17 protein-coding genes are annotated in these 17969 nt (G+C 48.8%); 3 read left to right on the top strand and 14 right to left on the bottom strand.

Translation table 11 applies throughout. The features are described from left to right. Positions 1-21 precede the first annotated feature (21 nt). Complete coding sequence (locus tag C7R94_RS00585; protein WP_106778025.1) at positions 22-654, bottom strand: nitroreductase family protein; 633 nt, start codon at positions 652-654, stop codon at positions 22-24. Between the two features lie 127 nt (positions 655-781). Here C7R94_RS00585 and C7R94_RS00580 point away from each other — a divergent pair, with 127 nt between their 5' ends. Then, positions 782-1537, top strand: a complete 756-nt coding sequence (locus C7R94_RS00580) for an SDR family NAD(P)-dependent oxidoreductase (RefSeq protein ID WP_106778024.1) — start codon at positions 782-784, stop codon at positions 1535-1537. A gap of 222 nt (positions 1538-1759) precedes the next feature. On the opposite strand, the gene C7R94_RS00575 is transcribed toward C7R94_RS00580, so the two are convergent. From C7R94_RS00575 to ytaF, 9 genes are all read right to left on the bottom strand, one after another. Next, positions 1760-3433 carry a b(o/a)3-type cytochrome-c oxidase subunit 1 gene (locus tag C7R94_RS00575; RefSeq protein WP_106778023.1) on the bottom strand — a complete coding sequence of 558 codons (1674 nt, stop codon included), beginning with the start codon at positions 3431-3433 and terminating at the stop codon, positions 1760-1762. A 15-nt stretch (positions 3434-3448) separates the two neighbouring features. Further along, complete coding sequence (locus tag C7R94_RS00570; RefSeq protein WP_047073857.1) at positions 3449-3916, bottom strand: cytochrome c oxidase subunit II; 468 nt, start codon at positions 3914-3916, stop codon at positions 3449-3451. A gap of 23 nt (positions 3917-3939) precedes the next feature. Continuing rightward, complete coding sequence (locus tag C7R94_RS00565; protein ID WP_087345710.1) at positions 3940-4107, bottom strand: cytochrome c oxidase subunit 2A; 168 nt, start codon at positions 4105-4107, stop codon at positions 3940-3942. A gap of 197 nt (positions 4108-4304) precedes the next feature. Beyond that, positions 4305-4961, bottom strand: a complete 657-nt coding sequence (locus tag C7R94_RS00560; protein WP_047073854.1) for a response regulator transcription factor — start codon at positions 4959-4961, stop codon at positions 4305-4307. Beyond that, complete coding sequence (locus tag C7R94_RS00555; protein WP_233220433.1) at positions 4936-6006, bottom strand: PAS domain-containing sensor histidine kinase; 1071 nt, start codon at positions 6004-6006, stop codon at positions 4936-4938. Before C7R94_RS00555 ends, C7R94_RS00560 begins: the two co-directional genes overlap by 26 nt. A gap of 134 nt (positions 6007-6140) precedes the next feature. Beyond that, positions 6141-7115, bottom strand: coding sequence for a copper amine oxidase N-terminal domain-containing protein (locus tag C7R94_RS00550; protein ID WP_106778021.1), 975 nt, complete (start codon positions 7113-7115; stop codon positions 6141-6143). A gap of 126 nt (positions 7116-7241) precedes the next feature. Then, positions 7242-7943 (bottom strand): sporulation protein YunB, encoded by a 702-nt coding sequence (yunB, locus tag C7R94_RS00545; protein WP_106778020.1) that lies wholly within the window; start codon positions 7941-7943, stop codon positions 7242-7244. Between the two features lie 30 nt (positions 7944-7973). Then, positions 7974-10778, bottom strand: a complete 2805-nt coding sequence (locus C7R94_RS00540; protein ID WP_106778019.1) for a calcium-translocating P-type ATPase, SERCA-type — start codon at positions 10776-10778, stop codon at positions 7974-7976. A 112-nt stretch (positions 10779-10890) separates the two neighbouring features. Further along, entirely contained in the window at positions 10891-11583 is a 693-nt protein-coding gene (gene ytaF, locus C7R94_RS00535) for a sporulation membrane protein YtaF (protein ID WP_106778018.1), read from the bottom strand. Positions 11584-11751: 168 nt separating this feature from the next. Here ytaF and C7R94_RS00530 point away from each other — a divergent pair, with 168 nt between their 5' ends. Further along, on the top strand, positions 11752-12342 hold the full coding sequence (locus C7R94_RS00530; RefSeq protein WP_106778017.1) for a TetR/AcrR family transcriptional regulator: 591 nt from the start codon (positions 11752-11754) through the stop codon (positions 12340-12342). A gap of 19 nt (positions 12343-12361) precedes the next feature. After that, on the top strand, positions 12362-12991 hold the full coding sequence (locus tag C7R94_RS00525) for an HXXEE domain-containing protein (RefSeq protein WP_106778016.1): 630 nt from the start codon (positions 12362-12364) through the stop codon (positions 12989-12991). Between the two features lie 61 nt (positions 12992-13052). Here the strand turns inward: C7R94_RS00525 and C7R94_RS00520 are convergent, their stop codons facing one another. From C7R94_RS00520 to C7R94_RS00505, 4 genes are all read right to left on the bottom strand, one after another. Beyond that, entirely contained in the window at positions 13053-14714 is a 1662-nt protein-coding gene (locus C7R94_RS00520; protein ID WP_106778015.1) for a DUF4179 domain-containing protein, read from the bottom strand. Next, positions 14695-15261: an RNA polymerase sigma factor gene (locus tag C7R94_RS00515; protein WP_047073840.1), complete on the bottom strand. Its 567-nt coding sequence runs from the start codon at positions 15259-15261 to the stop codon at positions 14695-14697. Before C7R94_RS00515 ends, C7R94_RS00520 begins: the two co-directional genes overlap by 20 nt. Positions 15262-15450: 189 nt before the next feature. Next, complete coding sequence (locus C7R94_RS00510) at positions 15451-17103, bottom strand: DUF4179 domain-containing protein (RefSeq protein ID WP_106778014.1); 1653 nt, start codon at positions 17101-17103, stop codon at positions 15451-15453. Then, on the bottom strand, positions 17084-17650 hold the full coding sequence (locus tag C7R94_RS00505) for an RNA polymerase sigma factor (protein ID WP_047073838.1): 567 nt from the start codon (positions 17648-17650) through the stop codon (positions 17084-17086). The genes C7R94_RS00510 and C7R94_RS00505 overlap by 20 nt, the downstream gene beginning before the upstream one ends. Between the last annotated feature and the right edge of the window lie 319 nt (positions 17651-17969).

Below are 17969 nucleotides of genomic sequence, written 5' to 3'. Positions count from 1 at the left end.
TTTTGCTGTTTGTATACGCTATTAGAAGCTGTTTTGAATGACCAATTCTTCCAGGCCAAAACGGGAAGTTGGATAAGCTTGCACACTTGCTTTCCCCAAAGTCAGCATGAGCGTTGGCAAATAGCGGGATGGGATATTCAGCTCTTTAATGAGCGCATCGCGGTTGTAGCCACCCATTGGGCACGTGTCGTATCCTTTTGCTTTTGCCGCCAGCATGAGCTGCATGGCTGCATAGGACGAATTACGGATTGCTTCATCACGCGCGATTTCCGGGTTGTTATTGTACGCCCCTTCGATTTGTGCGATCATGCTCTCCCGTACCTGCTCTGTAACGTAACCTTTTGCCAATGCTTCATCATATACAGGGCGAGCAGACTTGTAAGCCTCCAGATCGCCGAGAATGATGATCGTAGCGTAAGCATCCACTACCTGCTGCTGATTGTATGCGATTGGGAGCAGTTTTTCTTTGATAGCAGGATCGGTCACGACGAGAAAACGCCAATGCTGCAAGTTCCAGGACGATGGCGCACTTGCTGCTAGACGCAGGATTTCGTTCAGCTCGCCTTGTGGAATTTTTTCATTCGGATCGTATTTACGTACGCTGTGACGGGCTTCCATTACCTGTTCAGCGGAAATTTTCACTTCTGTACTCATGGTTGAATCTCCTCCATACTGTATAGTACGCTGTTAAAAATATACTACTTACTTTATTATCGTTACAAACATTTTGCAATTACTTTTTACAGTTCGCTTTATACCCTATTGTTTGGAGGCACTCTCGATGAAATACACGGATAACATTGTCATCGTCACTGGCGGTGGCCAAGGCATCGGACGGGCTGTCGCCACGATGTATGCTGCCGAAGGTGCACACGTCGTCATCGCTGAGTATAATCGCGCTGCGGGAGAGGAAACGGCCTCGCTTATCAACACAACTGAAGCAGTGAAAGGCACAGCCCACTTCGAGCATATCGACGTCAGCGTGCCAGCGCAGATCGAACAATTGATGAGGACCGTCGATGAACGCTGGGGGCGACTCGATGTCTTGATCAACAACGCGGGCTTGTCTGTATGGGAATCCCCCTATGAACTGACCGTCGAAGCGTGGGACCATATCTTGAACACGAATTTGCGCAGTGTTTTTCTCGCATCGAGGGAAGCAGCCAAAATCATGCGTCGCCATGGTGGAGGAGCCATTCTTAATCTTTGTTCGACGCGGGCACACATGTCCGAGCCTCACTCGGAGGCATACGCGGCTTCCAAAGGAGGCATTTTATCCTTAACACATGCGCTTGGTGTTTCACTCGGCCCCGATGGGATTCGTGTCAATGCGATCTCTCCCGGTTGGATTGAACACCGCGATTATGCCGCTCTTCGTCCCGGTGATCATGCCCAGCATCCGGCGGGTCGCGTAGGTACACCCGACGATATTGCCCGTGCCTGCCTGTTTTTAACACAAAAGGACAACGACTTCATTACGGGTACTGAGCTGATTATAGATGGCGGTATGACCCGCAAAATGATATACGAGCCATAAGCTAAACCAATGTCCTCCCTCTTGAATATGTTGTGCTAACAAGAGAAAAAGGAGGAGTTGTATGCCATTTGAAGAGGAAGACCTCAGAATTCTCGCCCTATGGCTTTTGGCAATCGGTTATCTGATTCTTGCCTTTACCGAATTGGCAGCGCTAGAGTTTTTTTAAAAAAGGAGAGCCGCTCGCTTCCAAAGGGAATGAGCGGCTTTTTCGTACGTATTGTCTTACCAAGTGACAAAAGGCGGCGAGCCTGGTGCCTGGTGCTGAATTTGTTGCAAAATCGGATAACCGTAGGCGAGAATAATCAGGAAGGCGACCAATCCGATCCAAACTGGCCAGCGTTCCAAAATTTTTGGAACTTCTTGGGTCGTTTCTGTCTCGGCAATCGGATATTCTGTACTCCCTTTTGGTGCGTAGAACGTCAGGTACAGCAAGATCAGGATCAAGAGAATCGCAGATACGAACAACAGTCCTCCACCAAAAGCCATCACGCGCTGGTAATCCATCCAGCCCAGAGCTAACGGATGATCCATATAGGTTGTGTAGTCTGTGCGGCGTGGCGCTCCTTGCAGGCCCATCGTGTGCATGGCGAGCGACATCAAGAACATTCCTACTGCCCAGAATACCGTTTGCACCATTCCCATCCGATTCGCAGTCTTGGTCAACTGCCGTCCGGTCAATGCTGGAATCAGCCAAAAGGTGACACCGAAGAAGGTGAGCGCAACAGCTGCTCCTACCGTGATATGGAAGTGACCCGTAACCCAAATCGTATTGTGCACGACCGCATTAATTTGGTTACTTGCATTAATAATTCCCCCAGCTCCGCCAGGAATGAAGAACAGCATCCCTACAAATGGAGCAAAGAAACGTACGTCTGTCCAAGGCAGTTTTTTGAACCAACCGAAAAGTCCAACTCCGCCTTTTTTACGTCCAGTCGTTTCAAAGATGGCAAACATCGAAAATGCTGTCATCAAAGATGGGATTACAACAATCAGCGTCAGTGTAACGTGGATCATTTTCCATGCTGGTGAGATTCCCGGCTCCATCAATTGGTGGTGGAACCCGACAGGAATCGAGAACAACAGCAGGCAGATAAAAGCGAGTCGGCTGAGCGAATCACTGAAGATGTGACCGCCAATGATTCTTGGTAAGCATACATACCACGCCATATAAGCAGGCAATAGCCAAAAATAAACGAGCGGATGACCGAAAAACCAGAACAGCGTACGACTGAGCATGACATTAATCGTTGGGACCAGCCCGAGTGACCACGGGATGAGTTGGAACAGAACCTCCACCGCTACAGGAATCGTCGCAGTAATCCACAGGATGTAAGTAGTGACCCCCATGTAGAGGAAAAGCGGAGACGTTTTCCCTTTATTTTCGCGTTTCCATTTGCGATAGCTGGCAAAAACTCCGAATCCCGCTAGCCAGCTTCCTACTACGAGCAAGGCAGAACCAATGTAAAAGTACGGAGATGCTTTGAGTGGTGCGTAGAACGTATAAAGGACAGAGGCTTCATTCAACAAAATAGTGACAACCGCCATCAACGTCCCTAGCGTCATGAGAATCCAGCCTGCCCATCCAAATTTCAGAGCGGCTCCGTGCAGGGAACCACCTGTGGTGCGGGCGACTCCTGAGAAAATAAATCCGACGATGAAGTACGTGGTAAAAATAAGTGCCATCAACACGCCATGGGCGGTCAAAATTTGATAGTAATTTGTCCAGCTCGGCAGTTCCATGATTCCACCGCGAACCATGCCCTGTACCATCCCTGCCACTGCTGCCAATCCGAATGCAATATAAGCTACCCACACATAGGCCAAACTAAGTGTTGCCGCTGAACGCTGAACCGGAACATGGGGGAGTGTATCGTCGATCTTCCGTGCGATTACCATAGAATTCACCTACCTTTATTTCACAATAATTGTGGTCGCCATTACCTGATGACCTGCGCCACAGTATTCGTTACAAAGGATCAAATACTCGCCTGGCTTGTCAAACGTATGTGTCGCCGAACTGATGTGTCCAGGCAGAACCATGAAGTTAATGTTGGTCTCTGGAATCTGGAAACCGTGAATAACGTCTGGACTCGTGACGTGGAAATTCACCGTTGCGCCAACCGGTATTTCCATCTTGGTCGGAGCGAAGCCGAACGCAAATGCTGTCATGTAGGCGTCATATTCGTTGTCTCCTACCTGTTTCAAGCCTGGTTTATCAAAAGGAGGCGTCTCCGTAACCTTCTCCGGATCAATCATTTCCATATTACTTGGCGGAGCCATCCCCATGGCAAACGCATTGACGCACAACAATACAATAAATAAGGCCAAACCGCCTGCGCCGAGCATCAACCAGATTTTTTCATATCGATGCAAATGCATAAGTACCCTCCTTTACTTCCTTATTACGCCCTATCCAGAAAAAGCCCGAATACACCCAACCAACCGACTAAAATGATACCTCCGACGATCAGAACCGCGACAAACGTTCCCTTCAAGTCTTCCTGGTCCGTTTGCAGCTTGCTGGATTTAGATTTCTTGCCTTTCTCCGCCTTGTCAACTTGCGTCTCCATCGCGCTCATCTCCTTTCCTACGTGCCTCATGGGCGCGGTGTAGTTTTCACGCCTTCATTCTACCGCTGGAACCCCTTGGAAGTAATTCGGGGAAATCCCCTAAAATGTTCCGGGAAACCCCTGATTTCGACCGTTTTATGACCGTTTTTGGTCACAGGTTCGACACAAAAAAAGACGACCCCGTATTGGGATCGTCCTTATTCAAAATCCAGCCAGCCCTTCTTAATCGCATACCGCACCAAATCAGGCCTCGTACGCAGGTGGAGCTTTTCCATAATGTGCGCTTTATGCGATTCTACCGTCTTGACGGAAACAGTGAGCTGCTCGGCAATTTCCTTGTTGCTGAAGCCCTTTGCAATCAAGACCAGCACTTCTTTTTCCCGATCAGTCAGGATGTCGTACTTGGCCTGCTCCTCACCGTTCTTGACCATTTGCAAAAATTCCTCGATCAGAGATTTCGTCGCAGATGGATACAAATACGCCATGCCCTGATTGACCGAACGGATTGCCGTAATCAAATCGAGGTCAGGGGCGCTTTTTAATATATAGCCGGCAGCACCAGCTTGCAGTACCCGAAACAAGTATTCTTCGTCATCATGCATCGTAAGCACGAGCACCTGAATGTCTGGTGCAGTTTCCTTCAGTCTGGCCGTTGCCGTCAAGCCGTTTTCCCCAGGCGGCATGCTCAAATCCATCAGGACGACGTTGGGCCGGACTTCCAATGCTTTTTCACATGCCTCTTTTCCGTCAGCTGCATAACCGACGACTTCCATGTCCTCCTGGGCGTTGATCAGCATCCCCAGCCCAGAGCGTACAATCGCATGATCATCAGCGATCAAGACGCGAATGCTCATCCTCTACCCCCTCCTTCGGCACCGGAATTCGGACGATCACCGTCGTTCCTTCCTCGGGTGCGGAGCGAATATCAACGGTTCCACCAAGCAGTTGGGCACGCTCCTTCATGCCAAACACACCGAGACCTTTGCCGATTTTCAATGTTTTCTCTACTTCAAACCCTACTCCGTCATCCACAATCGTGACGACAATTTCCTTCTCCCGATTCTCAAACATGATTCCCAGATGGCTCGCCTTTGCGTATTTTGCCGTATTGGTCATAGCTTCCTGTACAATCCGGTACAACGCCGTTTCCATCGCAGCAGAGTATCTGCGTTTCTCCCCCTGAACATGCAGCTCCACCTGGATATGAAACGTCTTTTCTACCCGTTTCATCAACGAACGTAAGGCAGGCAGTAAACCGAGATCATCCAGTGCAGACGGACGCAGCTCCAGCGCCATGCGCTTCACTTCCTCCATCGCCTTGGAAGTCATATTTACCAATTCCGAGACATGCTGCATAACCGGCTCGCTCAATTCTCGTTGTCTGACTACGTTTAGTCCCACTAAAATACTATAAAGCGCCTGCCCTACGCCATCATGCAGCTCTCGGGCGATGCGCTTTCGTTCTTCTTCTTGTGCTTGGATTGCAAAATTCGTCAGCTTGTACTGGTAGCGCTCTTTTTCCACTCGCTGTTGCGCCGACATATCACGCAAAATCATGACCAGCTTCCCCTGCGAATCATCCTCTAGTCTCGCAGAGCTGGCAGCGACAGGGTAATCCACACCTGATTTCGTTCGGAGCCTCATCTCGAATGAAGGCATTTGCACACGCTTAAAAAAGCAATCCGTGCAGCTCGTTTCTTCCATACACGTTGCCATTCCGAGACACAGCTCGCAAATATGTTTATCTCGAATCAGCTCTTCTTCCGTCCAGCCCGTCATCTGCTCCAACGCAGCATTGGCCTTTACGATTCGTCCCTCCTGATCAATCACCAGGATCGCATCGCTGACGTTGGCAAAGATGGACTGCATCAGGGAAAGCACTTCACTCGACGTACCCATGGCTCCTCCTTTTGAGACAATCATCCTAACGTTATTGTAAAGTTTCCATAAAAGAAAGTGTATCAGGGAATTCCCTGAACATCATGAAAGGAACATAAGAAAACGGGACAGCAAATGCCATCCCGTTCTTTCTCTTACTCTACTACGATTTTCTCAGCTGTGCCGATAGGCGGCAGGCTCTTCGTCATCATTGGACCATAGAAGGCCACTACTTGCATATCCTCTTTCAGCTCAGCTGGAGAGAGTACTTTGTTATTTCGTGCATTGATGATCACCGTTTTCTCGGTAATGTTCAGGTTGATTTTTTCTTGGGAGGTGGCGGTAATACCGCGACCCTCTACGAGCATCTTGTAGTTGCCATCTTTATCAGCAGAGATGCTCGCTACTTTTCCCGCTGTTCCCAGGACGTCCTGAGTCTCCAGACCGCCTTTTACCGTGATGCTGAGCACACTCGTTTGTGGCGGCAAGCTCATCGCCATGAATTTTTCGGTTGTAGCATCTACCGCCATACCCAGCTTCAAGTCTTCTGGCTTCAGCACTTTACCAGCTTCATCCGTAATTTTTGTGTCTTCTGTCAGGTGCAGGATGATGCCAGACTCATAGATGTTCAGTGTAACCGAGTAGCCTTTATCGGATTTATTGATGTTCGTAATGGTACCCGTGCGCATAGGAGCGATTTCGTCCTCCACTACAGTCACTGTATCATCGGTTACATTCACGTCTGCTTGCAGGATTTCGTCTACGAATTTAACTGGTACATAGGTGCTGCCATTCAGTACGCGCGGCTCTGCTCCCAGCGTTTTGTACATTTTTGCGAAAGGATAGCGATCCTCTCCTTCTTTTGCAAAGCTGGTGATCGCGCCTCTTTGCACCTCTGCTGCTTTTTCCTTGTCGTTCCAGCTTACTTTGAAACCGAGGGCTTCAGCTACGGGACGAAGTGGAACCAGTACGGTTTGTTGGCCTTTATCGAAGATCGCATCTTGTGCGATTGCTTGACCGTTAATGTTAACGGAAAGTTCTTTTACTGGTTCGGAGGTTGCAGATACTACGCTAGTTCCCAAAACGGCCAGTGCCGCGATTGTCATCATGCCTGTACGAATTGCTTTCATATTGTTTATGCCTCCAATGTTCTTGCTTGTTTTTGTGTGTCTCTATTCATTGGACGGCACCCTTTCAGAAACGTTTCAAAAAAATTTTCATAGATGTGTAAATCGTTCGCGTATATACGAGAAACATCACGGCTGGCTGGGGATTTCGTTGTTTTGCAGCATCGGCACATCAGGCTTTCCTGACGGGTTATCGTACAAATAAGTCGGTACCTTGCCGACGATCAGGGCTTCGGAGACCGGGATTTGTGTGGTGACCGTCTGTTGCTTGGTCGCAAACGGGATAATGACCCGCAAATCGACCTCGACGTAGATGTAGACAGTCACCAGCACCATGTTGATCCCGGCTTGCTTCAGACCTGTTTCCAGCTTCGTTTTGACGGCTCCAATCGGAACGAACGACACCGGAATTTCAGGCCCAAAGTGCTCCAGAAAGACGTTTTTGGTAGCCAAGCCTAGTGGTATGCTTGTCTGGACGTGCTCCTGCTCGAATTCCTTCAGGCGATTTTGAATACGAGCTGTCGTTTCCCCCACAATCCGGGAGTACTCTTTGAAATTAAAATTCACCGCTTTGATGCTGCCATTCTCGTCCTTCTCCATGATGACAACTTCGTTGACGTCGACACCCTGCTGGGTCATCCGTTTGGTGACTGCATCGGTAATGGCGAGCTTGGCGACCTGCTCTGCCTTGGCCTGGGCAATCACCATCAACGTCGGCTCTACCCTGCGTTCCACAACGATAAACAAAACGATCAACACGACAATCATCATCAGTGTCCATGCAAAAATTCGCCTACTGCGTCTTTTCCATCCACCCCTTCTCAAGCGCACGATGGCTCCCTCTCCCCTTTGGCGACTCGGTTAGTCAGGTCGAACCGTACGCATAGCTGGGCGTTTCTCTTTGCCTGTGCGCTGTCTGCCGCTGGTAAGCACCCCACCGATGCCTGCGACAAACGTAGGAACTCCCGCTGCGACCAAAATTAATGCCCAATCGCGCAGATTTAGATCCGTTGTTTTGAAGATTGGCTGAAGCGCCTCCATGTATACGACACCGATCACGAGCACGATCGACGAAAGCACGGCCCAGACGAGGTATTTGTTTTCAAATACATTCCGATGAAAAACGCTGTATTGACTCCGGCAATCGAAAACGTGAATCAGCTGCGCCATAACCAACGTGACGAAAGCGACAGTCTGGGCGTGCACCAAGTCATTCGGATTATCTTTGAGAGTCAGCCAGAAAGCCAAGAGCGTCATGGCCCCGATGAGAAAGCCGCGGCTAATAATCTTCCAGCCCAACCCTCGGCTGAATATGTTCTCTGCCTTGTTGCGCGGCTTCTGATACATCGTATCTTTCTCCGCCGGATCGATGCCCAGCGCCATGGCCGGCAAACCATCCGTCACGAGATTGACCCACAAGATCTGGATCGGAACCAAAGGCAAAGGAAGCCCGAGGAGCATTGCAAAAAACATGACGAGAATCTCGCCTACGTTGGACGCCAGCAAATAACGGATGAATTTTCGAATGTTGTCATAGATGTTGCGCCCTTCCTCGACAGCAGCGACAATCGTAGCGAAGTTATCGTCTCGGAGCACGAGATCGGCCGCTTCCTTCGTCACATCCGTACCGGTAATCCCCATCGCGATCCCAATGTCTGAGGTCTTGATCGCAGGAGCATCATTGACACCGTCTCCGGTCATGGCGACAACATGTCCTTGGCTTTGCAGGGCACGGACGATCCGCAGCTTGTGCTCAGGAGACACACGGGCATAGACAGTGACGCGCTCCGCATACTCTGCGAGCTGCTCATCTGACATACTATCCAGCTCCCGCCCCTCCAATACTTCACCGTATCCACGCATCAAACCAATCTGCCGGGCGATTGCTTCTGCTGTTACCTTGTGGTCGCCTGTAATCATGACCGTCTTGATTCCTGCTTGATGGCACAGATTGATCGCTGGACGCACCTCTTCACGCGGCGGATCGATCATCCCGGCCAATCCGACAAAGACGAGATTGTTTTCGAGGGAGCCGATTGGCTGTCCTGGGCGATAGCCTTGCAGCGTCTTATACGCGAAGCCCAGTACGCGCAGCGCTTTGCCTGCCATCCGCTCCGTTTGCTCCAGTACTTGGTGACGAAGCGTCGCGGAGAGTGGTATGAGCTCTCCTTTCCACAAAATGTGCGTCGATCTAGCCAGCAATGCCTCCGCCGCGCCTTTGGTCAGCAGGGAATACACACCGTCTGTCCCCTTTTCGACGACCGACATCATTTTGCGGTCAGAATCAAAGGGGAGCTCCTCCACACGCTGTCCCTGACTCTTTTGGTTGCTACGCTCTGTATTGCCGCCCAATGCCTTTGCGGCAAGCACCTTGAGAGCACCTTCTGTCGGGTCGCCTATGACTTGCCAAAAGCGTGACGTCTTGCCCATCCCGAGCAGATTGCGCGTGCTTTGCTCCTCGCAAGTCAAACGGGCGTTGTTGCATCTGTCTGCGATTCGGATAATTTGCGTAAGCGCTCCGTCACGGGAAGGAGATACCATTTTCCCTAGGTAGTGAAAGGATCCCTCCGGTGCGTAGCCGCTACCGCTCACCTCATACGTGGAATCGCTGTGCCAAACTTGGGTAACGGTCATTTTATTTTGAGTCAGAGTCCCTGTTTTATCAGAGCAAATAACAGAGGCGCAGCCCAATGTCTCGACTGATGGGAGCTTGCGTACGATCGCATTGCGGCGGATCATCCGCTGGACGCCGAGCGCTAGCGCGACAGTCACAATCGCCGGCAAGCCTTCCGGAATTGCCGCAACTGCGAGGCTCACCCCGGCGAGGAACATCGTAAACAGCTCATGACCATGCCAGACACCAGCGGCAATGACTACAATCGTCAACAGCAGTGCAACGACCACGAGAATTTTGCCCATTTGCTCCAATCTCAGCTGCAAAGGGGTTTCTGCTTCTTCTGCTGTATTCATCAGGTGCGCGATTTTCCCAATTTCCGTGCTCATCCCTGTCGCTACGACGATACCGCTCCCTGTTCCTCCGGTCACCATCGTGCCCATGAACGCGAGATTTTTTTGGTCGCCAAGCGGTACAGTGGAGGCCTGGGCTGTCTCCAGTTTTTTCACGTTTTTTCCGACGGGGACAGACTCCCCTGTTAACGCAGACTCCTCTACCTCTAGCCGATTGGCCGAAAGCAAACGTAAATCTGCGGGAACACGGTCCCCGGCCTCCAATTGCACCAGATCACCAGGTACCAGCCGCGAAGCCGGTATCATGGAAATGTGCCCACCCCGGATGACGCGCGCCATCGGGGATGCCAGCTCCTTTAGCGCCTGCAAGGATCGCTCAGCCTTGGCCTCCTGAATAAATCCGAGGATCCCGTTAATAAGGATGATCGCGATAATCGCAATCGCATCCAGGTACTCTCCGAGGAAGTACGAGATCAGTGTTGCAATGAACAGGATGAGTACCATAAAATCCTTGAACTGATCAACAAAGACCGAGTAGAGAGGCTTTCGCTTCTGTTCAGCCAACTGGTTGGCACCTTGTTTAGCCAGTCGCCGCTCCGCCTCCTGCTGAGTCAACCCTTGCGCAGCATCACTATGAAGGGCTTCGGTCACGTCGGCCGCCGCCAGCGTGTACCATTTTCGAATTGGCTGTGTATCCACCTACATCTCCTCCATCCACATCTCACTCATTTTCATGTGTATGCAGACGAGCTAGAAAATAAAACAACCCGTCCATTTATCTGGACGGGTTCCATATTTTTGGTATAAATCACTACTTCAAGCTTTTGGCTACGCCAATGCAAATCAACAAAATCGGCGGCAGCCAGGTGAGTCGCGTCAGCCATCTGGCCTTTCCGGCGCGCCTGCCGAGGGCAATTCCTATCACAAGAAGCAAGGCGCTCATCACCGCAATACAGAGAGCGACGAGCAATGGCGAGTATCCCAAAAATGTAAGGCTAATGCCTGCCCCGAAAGCATCCAATGACAGGGCAAGCCCCAACATGACGGCCTCCCAGCCCATAATATGCCCAGAACGGTCAGCATCGGCTTTGGACGGATCTTTTAAAATCTGAATCATGACACCAAAAATACGGAACTGCGACAATAATACGATGGGTTCCTGCTCTTCCTGTTTTTCTGTGGCTACAACGGCGTTGCTGCTGTCAGCAGTAGACTCCTGAGCCTCTGTTCCCGACCTTGTCGCAATGAGCCGCCACAAAGTAAACAACCCCATGAGAATCAAGACAGCAGCACCAATATACTTGCCGATTTCGGGTGTTAACCATTCAGTGAGGGATGAGCCTACGAGCATGACACCATAGACAACAGCAAACGAACAACCAGAAACGACGACGAGCGACAAAAAGGGCATCTTCATGTTCCGTAAACCATACGTCAATCCTACACTGACACTGTCCATGCTGATGGCCAGGGAAACGAGCAGGAGTGCGAGCCATCCGCTCATATGTGGTCACCTCTTTCCCATTGCCTATTAGGTATACGCGAAAAGCTCCGCTGATGTGCAAAAACGAATCATTGCCATCTCGATTGGAGAATGCTACCATTAAATTAAACAACGTTTAAAACGATGTTTAACAAAACGTTTTTGCTTCCAAGAAAAAGGAGGTTGGTCATGTCACAGGTAGATAAAAACAGCGAAACGAAAGCGAAAATTTTGCAATCGACACTGGATTTGATCAAGATGGAAGGCTTCGAGAGTGTGACGGTGCGGAAAATCGCAGCGGATTCCGGTACCAACGTAGCTTTGGTTAACTACTATTTCGGTTCCAAGGATAAGCTCATTAATGAAGCCCTCAGTGCTTTTCTAGGCAGCTTTACAGCTACATTTGATCTCTTGGATAACACATCTCTACTTCCCCAAGAACGACTCAAGCAGTTTTTAATGAGTTACGTGCAGATCATCCAGCAATATCCCGAGCTGGTTTCACGAATCTTTTCGCTGGGTGGCGCTGTATTTACCTCGCAATATGAGTACGGCCAATTTCTCAAAAGCATTGGGTTTGTGAAAATTGAGGGAGTTTTGAAGGAAATTACCCACGAAGAAGACCATGAGGTTCTCATGATGATGATCATGCAGCTGTTTGGAGCGATTTTTCTGCCAGCCTTGCTCAAGTCGATATTGTCTACAGGCGCTGGCATCGAGGTCGCTTCCGTCGAGCAACAGATTGATTTGTTATTCGCACGCTATTTTCATGAAAAATAGGAAATAGGGGGAGACACAAATGGACTTTTTGCGAAAATATTGGTCAGACCTTGGTGTGTTGGTGGCAGTCGGCGTAGGGCTGTATCTCATGCTGCAATGGAGTACCATTCCTGCTATTGAGCGGCTATTGTGGCTAAGCTTCATCGCCATCCTTGTTCATCAATATGAAGAGTACCGTTGGCCGGGATATTTTGCCGGACTGTTTAATGGTTTGATTTTCAAAAGCAGCCATCCAGAACGATTCCCGCTGAATCCACAGTCTGCGATGATCATCAACCTCGTCATTGCCTATGTCTTTTATCTGGTTCCCCTCTTGTTCCCAACGGTCGTCTGGCTCGGCTTAGCACCGATTCTCATGGGCTTCTTCCAGTTTATCTGGCATGGAATTTTTGCGAATCTGAAAGCAAAAACCTTCTACAATCCGGGCTTATTCGCCGTTATCCTTTTCCACCTCCCAATCGGGGTATGGTATATCCGGCATATCATCTCCACTGGCATGGTAACCACATCAGACTGGATCATTGGGACGGGCTACTTCATCGTTGCGGTGTACATTCTCATTGTGAAGGGGAATATGTGGCTAAAGGACGAAAATTCCCGTTATACCTTTACTCGTCAACAGTTAGGGCCTTACGCTCACAAATCATAAAAGAACTAGCTCCTGTAACAAAAAAGAAGAGGCCCCTGTCGGCCTCTTCCTTTTCTTTGTACTATTTGATTTCAAAAGGTACTTCCCACTTCACGTCGTGTTCCACCATATAGGTAGCGTAGGATACCGTGAGCTTTTTCGGTTGTTGCTTCAAGCGCGGAATCGTGATCTCACCTTTGATCTGTACCCGCCCGTCCTTGTCTCTGGTGCTTTCCGTACTCACTGACGCAGGGTAAGTCTTCCCATTTTCATCCTTTACAGACCAATCGCGGTTCTCGACTATGCCTTTTCCTAATGTCCCCTCTATGGTCATTACGGCCTCACCTAGATCTTCGCCGTTACCTGGCTCCCATGCAAAAGAAGAGAATGTAAAGGTACTGCCTGTCTCATCCTTGAAAGTCGCAGCTTTCTTGTCTAGTTCTGTTGGAACCAGATCAAATTTAGGCGAAGCCAGCTTTTTCTCATAAATTTTCTTTAGCTCAAGCTTTAATTTTTGTTCTCCCTGTATCGGGCCAAATGTATGCCACCAATTCAAGACATAGCCTTCTGGTCTTTCTTCCGCTTCTTCTTCTGTTCTTGGTGTGAAAAGAACATTCTCCTTTTTATCAAGCCCATCATCCAATGATTTCATATCCCAAGCTGCTACCACTTCCCCTTTTTCATTGGTGATTTCGTACATCATATTCTCTCCCGAAAAAGCAGGATCACGCTCTTTTTCTGTGATAATGGCCCCTTGCGGATTTTTCCGATCGTACAGGATCGACGTTCGTTCAACCTCCAAATAAGCTGATTTTGGGAAAGTGGTATCCAGCATGACCCGGGTCGCACTCGGGGAAAATTCGATATTTTTCAGCTCAATCCCGAGCCCTTGCGGCGATTGAAAAGCCGTATCCTTGAAGGCAACCGTTTTCGTCGCTTCCTTGGCTTTCTTCATATCAATCGGAACTTCAAATGACCATTTTCCTGTCTTATCAGCGATTTCTGTCTGTTCTAAATGTAAGGTCAGTTGGTCAGGAGTCGCCTCAGTTGATTCGAAGATTTCGTTCAAAAATCGCTCTGTGATAAAAAACTCTCCATGACTTCCCGAATTATCTCCTCCATCATCCTCGAACCAATCTTTTCCGTTCTGATCAATCAGCTTCGCATTCAAAACATTGTCTTCAATCTTCTTGCCGCTCTCGTCGTACACATCATAGATGACGGCGATCCTCATCGAGTCAGCCAACAGCTCTTTTAACTCGACAGTAATTCCTTGATCGGTCGCCTTTTGCTCCAGCTTTTGAACAAGGCCTTTATGGACGGCGTTTTTCATACCGCTATCCGCATCCTTTTCAATCTGGAACATGCTATTCACATAATTCGCAAACGTAGGTGATACAACCGTTCCTGTCACCACCAACGCCGTAAGTCCTGCTACTACCAATCCTGTCTTCTTCACAATATCCCAACCCCTTTGTCTTCTAGTTAGGGAGGAGCGCTTTCGCTTAGAACGTGGAGGAATTGCATCAGACAGCTTATCCATGACCTCATCTGTAAACGCATCGGATACAGGAGCCTCCAGAATGGTGGAAAAATCCTCTTCCTGAATGCCTTCTACCCACTCTTGCAGTTGCTTCTGGCATTGTGGGCAATTTTCCACATGTTGCTCCAATCCTTTGCTCTCGGCAGGGGCCAGCTCATCGTTTACGTATAGCTTCAATTGATTAAACATGAAGCATTTCATAAATAGCTCCCCCTCCCATCGTTTTCGCCAGGCTGTCTCTCATCTTTTTGCGGGCGCGGAATAAACGCATCTGAATGGAACTCTCCGAGAGAGACAGTTGCTCGCTGATTTCCCGATACGACAGACGATGGATGTAAAACAGGACGAATACTTCGCGATACTCCTCATCCAGCAGCATGATGCTGCGTTCCAGCTCGGTGTCCCGTTCCTTTTTCAACAAAGTCGTCTCAGGCGTGTCTAGATCAATCAGCTGCTCCTCATCGATTTCTACTTGCTCTGTCCGTTTGCGTTTTCGCATTTCATCGAAACAATGATTGCTCGCAATTCGATACAGCCACGACGAAAACCTGTACTCAGGCCGATAGTCATGTAAACGATAAAAGGTTTTGATAAACACGTCTTGAGCCAAATCCTGTGCGTCTGGCATGTTGCCGATCATCCTGTACAAATAGCCAACGATCTTGCCCTTATACCTGTCAACAATTTGTCTGTACTGCTCATGATCGCCAGCCAGGATTTGCTCGATTAGTTCCTGATCGTCCGGCATTTTGCTACTCCTCCATCTATCACAGATCAAGCCAGCGGGGAATGCTGCGCAGCTTCCGTTTTGGTTGATTCATAAGCTATTACGGATTTTCTGGAAAAACCTTTCTCTACTTTTAAAAAATTCTATAATCACTTTTCGAAATAAAAAAGAAGAGGCCTCTGTCAGCCTCTTCCTTTTTCTGTGTTTCATCTATTTGATTTCAAATGGCACTTCCCAATTTACGTGGTGCTCTACCGTATATTCAGGATAGCAAATAGTAAGCCTTTTCGGTGCTTGCTCCAATTTCGGAATGACCAGCTCACCTTTGAAATGTACACGTCCATCTTTGTCTCTGGTGCTTTCTGGATTCAATGTCGCGTAGTAAGTCTTCCCATTTTCATCCTTTACATACCAATATCTGATGGAGACCACGTCTTTTCCTAGTGTACCTTCTACAATTATCACAGCCTTACCTTTTTCCTCCCCGCTAGCAGGTGTCCACGAAAAAGAGGAGAATGTAAACGAACTGCCTGTCTCATCCTTGAAAGTCGCTGCCTTCTTGTTTAAGTCTTCTGGAATGAGGTCGAATTTGGGAGAAGCCAGTTTGTTCTCATAAACTTTTTGGAGCTGAAACTTTAACTTTTGTTCACCCTGTAGCGGGCCAAATGTATGCCACCACTTCGTGATATCGCCTTCTTGTTTACTGGACAGTCCAGAGACGTAAAGAACATTCTTCTTTTTCGCGATTCCTTTATCTAATCCAAACATATCCCGAGCTGCCACGACCTCACCTTTCTCGTTGGTAATTTCGTACGCGATATCACCTCCTGATAGAGTAGGTTCGACTTTTTTGTTTGTGATGTGGACTCCTTCCGGATGATCCTTATCATACATGAGCACTGCCCGTTCAAACTCTACGTAAGCTGATTTTGGAACCGTTGAATCCAGCATAACCCGTGTCGCACTTGGGGAAAATTCGATTTGTTTCAGTTTAAGCTCAAGCCCTTGTGGTGATTGATACACGGCGTCTTTGAACGCAACCGTTTTGGTCGCTTCTTTCGCTTTCTTCATATCGACCAGAATTTCCAATTCCCACTTCCCTGTCTTGCCTTCGATGTCTGTTGGTACGATTTTCAAGGTCAGTTGGTCAGGAGTAGCCTCCGCCGATTCGAAAATATCGTTCAAGCTCAGCTCAGTGATGAAAAACTGCCCATGACTACTCCCAGACTCCTCTCTTCCATCCTCCGCCAACCAATCTTTTCCGTTGGAATCAATTAACTGAAGCTTCATAGAGTGGTCTTCTATTTGCTTGCCATTCTGGTCGTACATATCAAAGATAATTGCAATCCTCATCGAGTCAGCCATCAACTCTTTTGCTTCGAAAGTAATCCCTTGATCGGTTACCTTCTGCTCCAGCTTTTGGACAAGGCCTTTATTGACAGCATTTTTCATACCGCTATCCGCATCCTTTTCAATCTGGAACAAGCTATTCACATAATTCGCAAACGTCGGCGATACAGCGGTTCCTGTCACTACCAACGCAGTAAGTCCTGCTACTACCAGTCCTGTCTTCTTCACAATATCCCAACCCCTTTGTCTTCTGGTTCGGGAGGAGCGCTTCCGTGCCGTACGTACGGGAACCTCTTCGAACAGTTTACTCATGACCTCGTCCGTAAAGGTATCGGGTACAGGAACTTCCGGATAGGCGGAGAATTCCTCTTCCAGCATGTAATCTACCCACTCTTGCAGCTTGATTTGACATTGTGGGCATTCTACTGCATGCTGCTCCAGTCCTTTGCTTTCGGCAGGGGGGAGCTCGCCATTTGCATAGAGCTTCCATTGATTAAACATGAAGCATGTCATAAATATCTCCCCCTCCCATTGTTTTCATCAGGCTTTTCTTCATCTCTTTACGAGCACGGAACAAACGCATTTGAACAGCGCTCTCCGTAAGAGACAGTCGCTCGCTGATTTCCCGATACGACAGACGCTTCAAGTAATGCAGAACGAACACCTCGCGATACTCCTCATCCAGCAGCATGATACTGCGCTCCAGCTGGGCGTCTCGCTCCTTTTTTAACAGAGTGGTTTCTGGTGTCTCTGGATCAACGATCTGTTCCTCCACAATTGCGGTCTGCTCCGTCCTTTTGCGTCTTCGTATTTCATCGAGACAATGATTGCTCGCGATTCGATACAGCCATGAAGAAAACTTGTGCTCAGGCCGATAGTCTTTCAATAGGTAAAAGGTTTTGGTAAACACGTCTTGAGCCAAATCCTGTGCGTCAGGCATGTTACCGATCATTTTGTACAAGTAGGTCACGATCTTGCCCTTGTACCTGTCGATAATCTGACTGTATAGCTGGTGATTGCCAGCCAGGATTTGCTCGATCAATTCCCGATCGTCCGGCATTTTTGCTACTCCTCCGTCTATCAGCGATCAGCCTTTGGGGAATGCTGCGCAGCTTCCGTTTTGGGTGATTCAACACTAATACGAATTTGCTGGAGAATCCTTTCTCCTTATTTTTGAAAAATTTATTTTTCTGTCAAAAGAGGGGCTTCAAAGCTATTTGTTTGAGTCAACATTGTGGAGGAGAAGAAAAAGCACAGTTCTCTTCGACTCTGACACGCCAGCAGGGGGGATTGACTGTCCGTCTCCACTTTAAAAAGAGGAGCGTCGAGCCAAAGCCACCCTACGGGCGGATGTTTCTCAGGGAAGAAGTGTTCGACAA

Source organism: Brevibacillus sp. NRRL NRS-603 (genome assembly GCF_003013445.1).
Classification (GTDB): domain Bacteria; phylum Bacillota; class Bacilli; order Brevibacillales; family Brevibacillaceae; genus Brevibacillus; species Brevibacillus formosus.
Note: the sequence above shows the minus strand (reverse complement) of the source record. Positions and strands in the feature narration are given on the sequence as shown.

Excerpts from the sequence above, each read along its gene's own strand:
- C7R94_RS00585 (WP_106778025.1), bottom strand. The coding sequence starts at position 654 with ATGAGTACAGAAGTGAAAATTTCCGCTGAACAGGTAATGGAAGCCCGT.
- C7R94_RS00580 (WP_106778024.1), top strand. The coding sequence starts at position 782 with ATGAAATACACGGATAACATTGTCATCGTCACTGGCGGTGGCCAAGGC.
- C7R94_RS00575 (WP_106778023.1), bottom strand. The coding sequence starts at position 3,433 with ATGGTAATCGCACGGAAGATCGACGATACACTCCCCCATGTTCCGGTT.
- C7R94_RS00570 (WP_047073857.1), bottom strand. The coding sequence starts at position 3,916 with ATGCATTTGCATCGATATGAAAAAATCTGGTTGATGCTCGGCGCAGGC.
- C7R94_RS00565 (WP_087345710.1), bottom strand. The coding sequence starts at position 4,107 with ATGGAGACGCAAGTTGACAAGGCGGAGAAAGGCAAGAAATCTAAATCC.
- C7R94_RS00560 (WP_047073854.1), bottom strand. The coding sequence starts at position 4,961 with ATGAGCATTCGCGTCTTGATCGCTGATGATCATGCGATTGTACGCTCT.
- C7R94_RS00555 (WP_233220433.1), bottom strand. The coding sequence starts at position 6,006 with ATGGGTACGTCGAGTGAAGTGCTTTCCCTGATGCAGTCCATCTTTGCC.
- C7R94_RS00550 (WP_106778021.1), bottom strand. The coding sequence starts at position 7,115 with ATGAAAGCAATTCGTACAGGCATGATGACAATCGCGGCACTGGCCGTT.
- ytaF (WP_106778018.1), bottom strand. The coding sequence starts at position 11,583 with ATGAGCGGATGGCTCGCACTCCTGCTCGTTTCCCTGGCCATCAGCATG.
- C7R94_RS00530 (WP_106778017.1), top strand. The coding sequence starts at position 11,752 with ATGTCACAGGTAGATAAAAACAGCGAAACGAAAGCGAAAATTTTGCAA.
- C7R94_RS00525 (WP_106778016.1), top strand. The coding sequence starts at position 12,362 with ATGGACTTTTTGCGAAAATATTGGTCAGACCTTGGTGTGTTGGTGGCA.
- C7R94_RS00520 (WP_106778015.1), bottom strand. The coding sequence starts at position 14,714 with ATGAAATGCTTCATGTTTAATCAATTGAAGCTATACGTAAACGATGAG.
- C7R94_RS00515 (WP_047073840.1), bottom strand. The coding sequence starts at position 15,261 with ATGCCGGACGATCAGGAACTAATCGAGCAAATCCTGGCTGGCGATCAT.
- C7R94_RS00510 (WP_106778014.1), bottom strand. The coding sequence starts at position 17,103 with ATGACATGCTTCATGTTTAATCAATGGAAGCTCTATGCAAATGGCGAG.
- C7R94_RS00505 (WP_047073838.1), bottom strand. The coding sequence starts at position 17,650 with ATGCCGGACGATCGGGAATTGATCGAGCAAATCCTGGCTGGCAATCAC.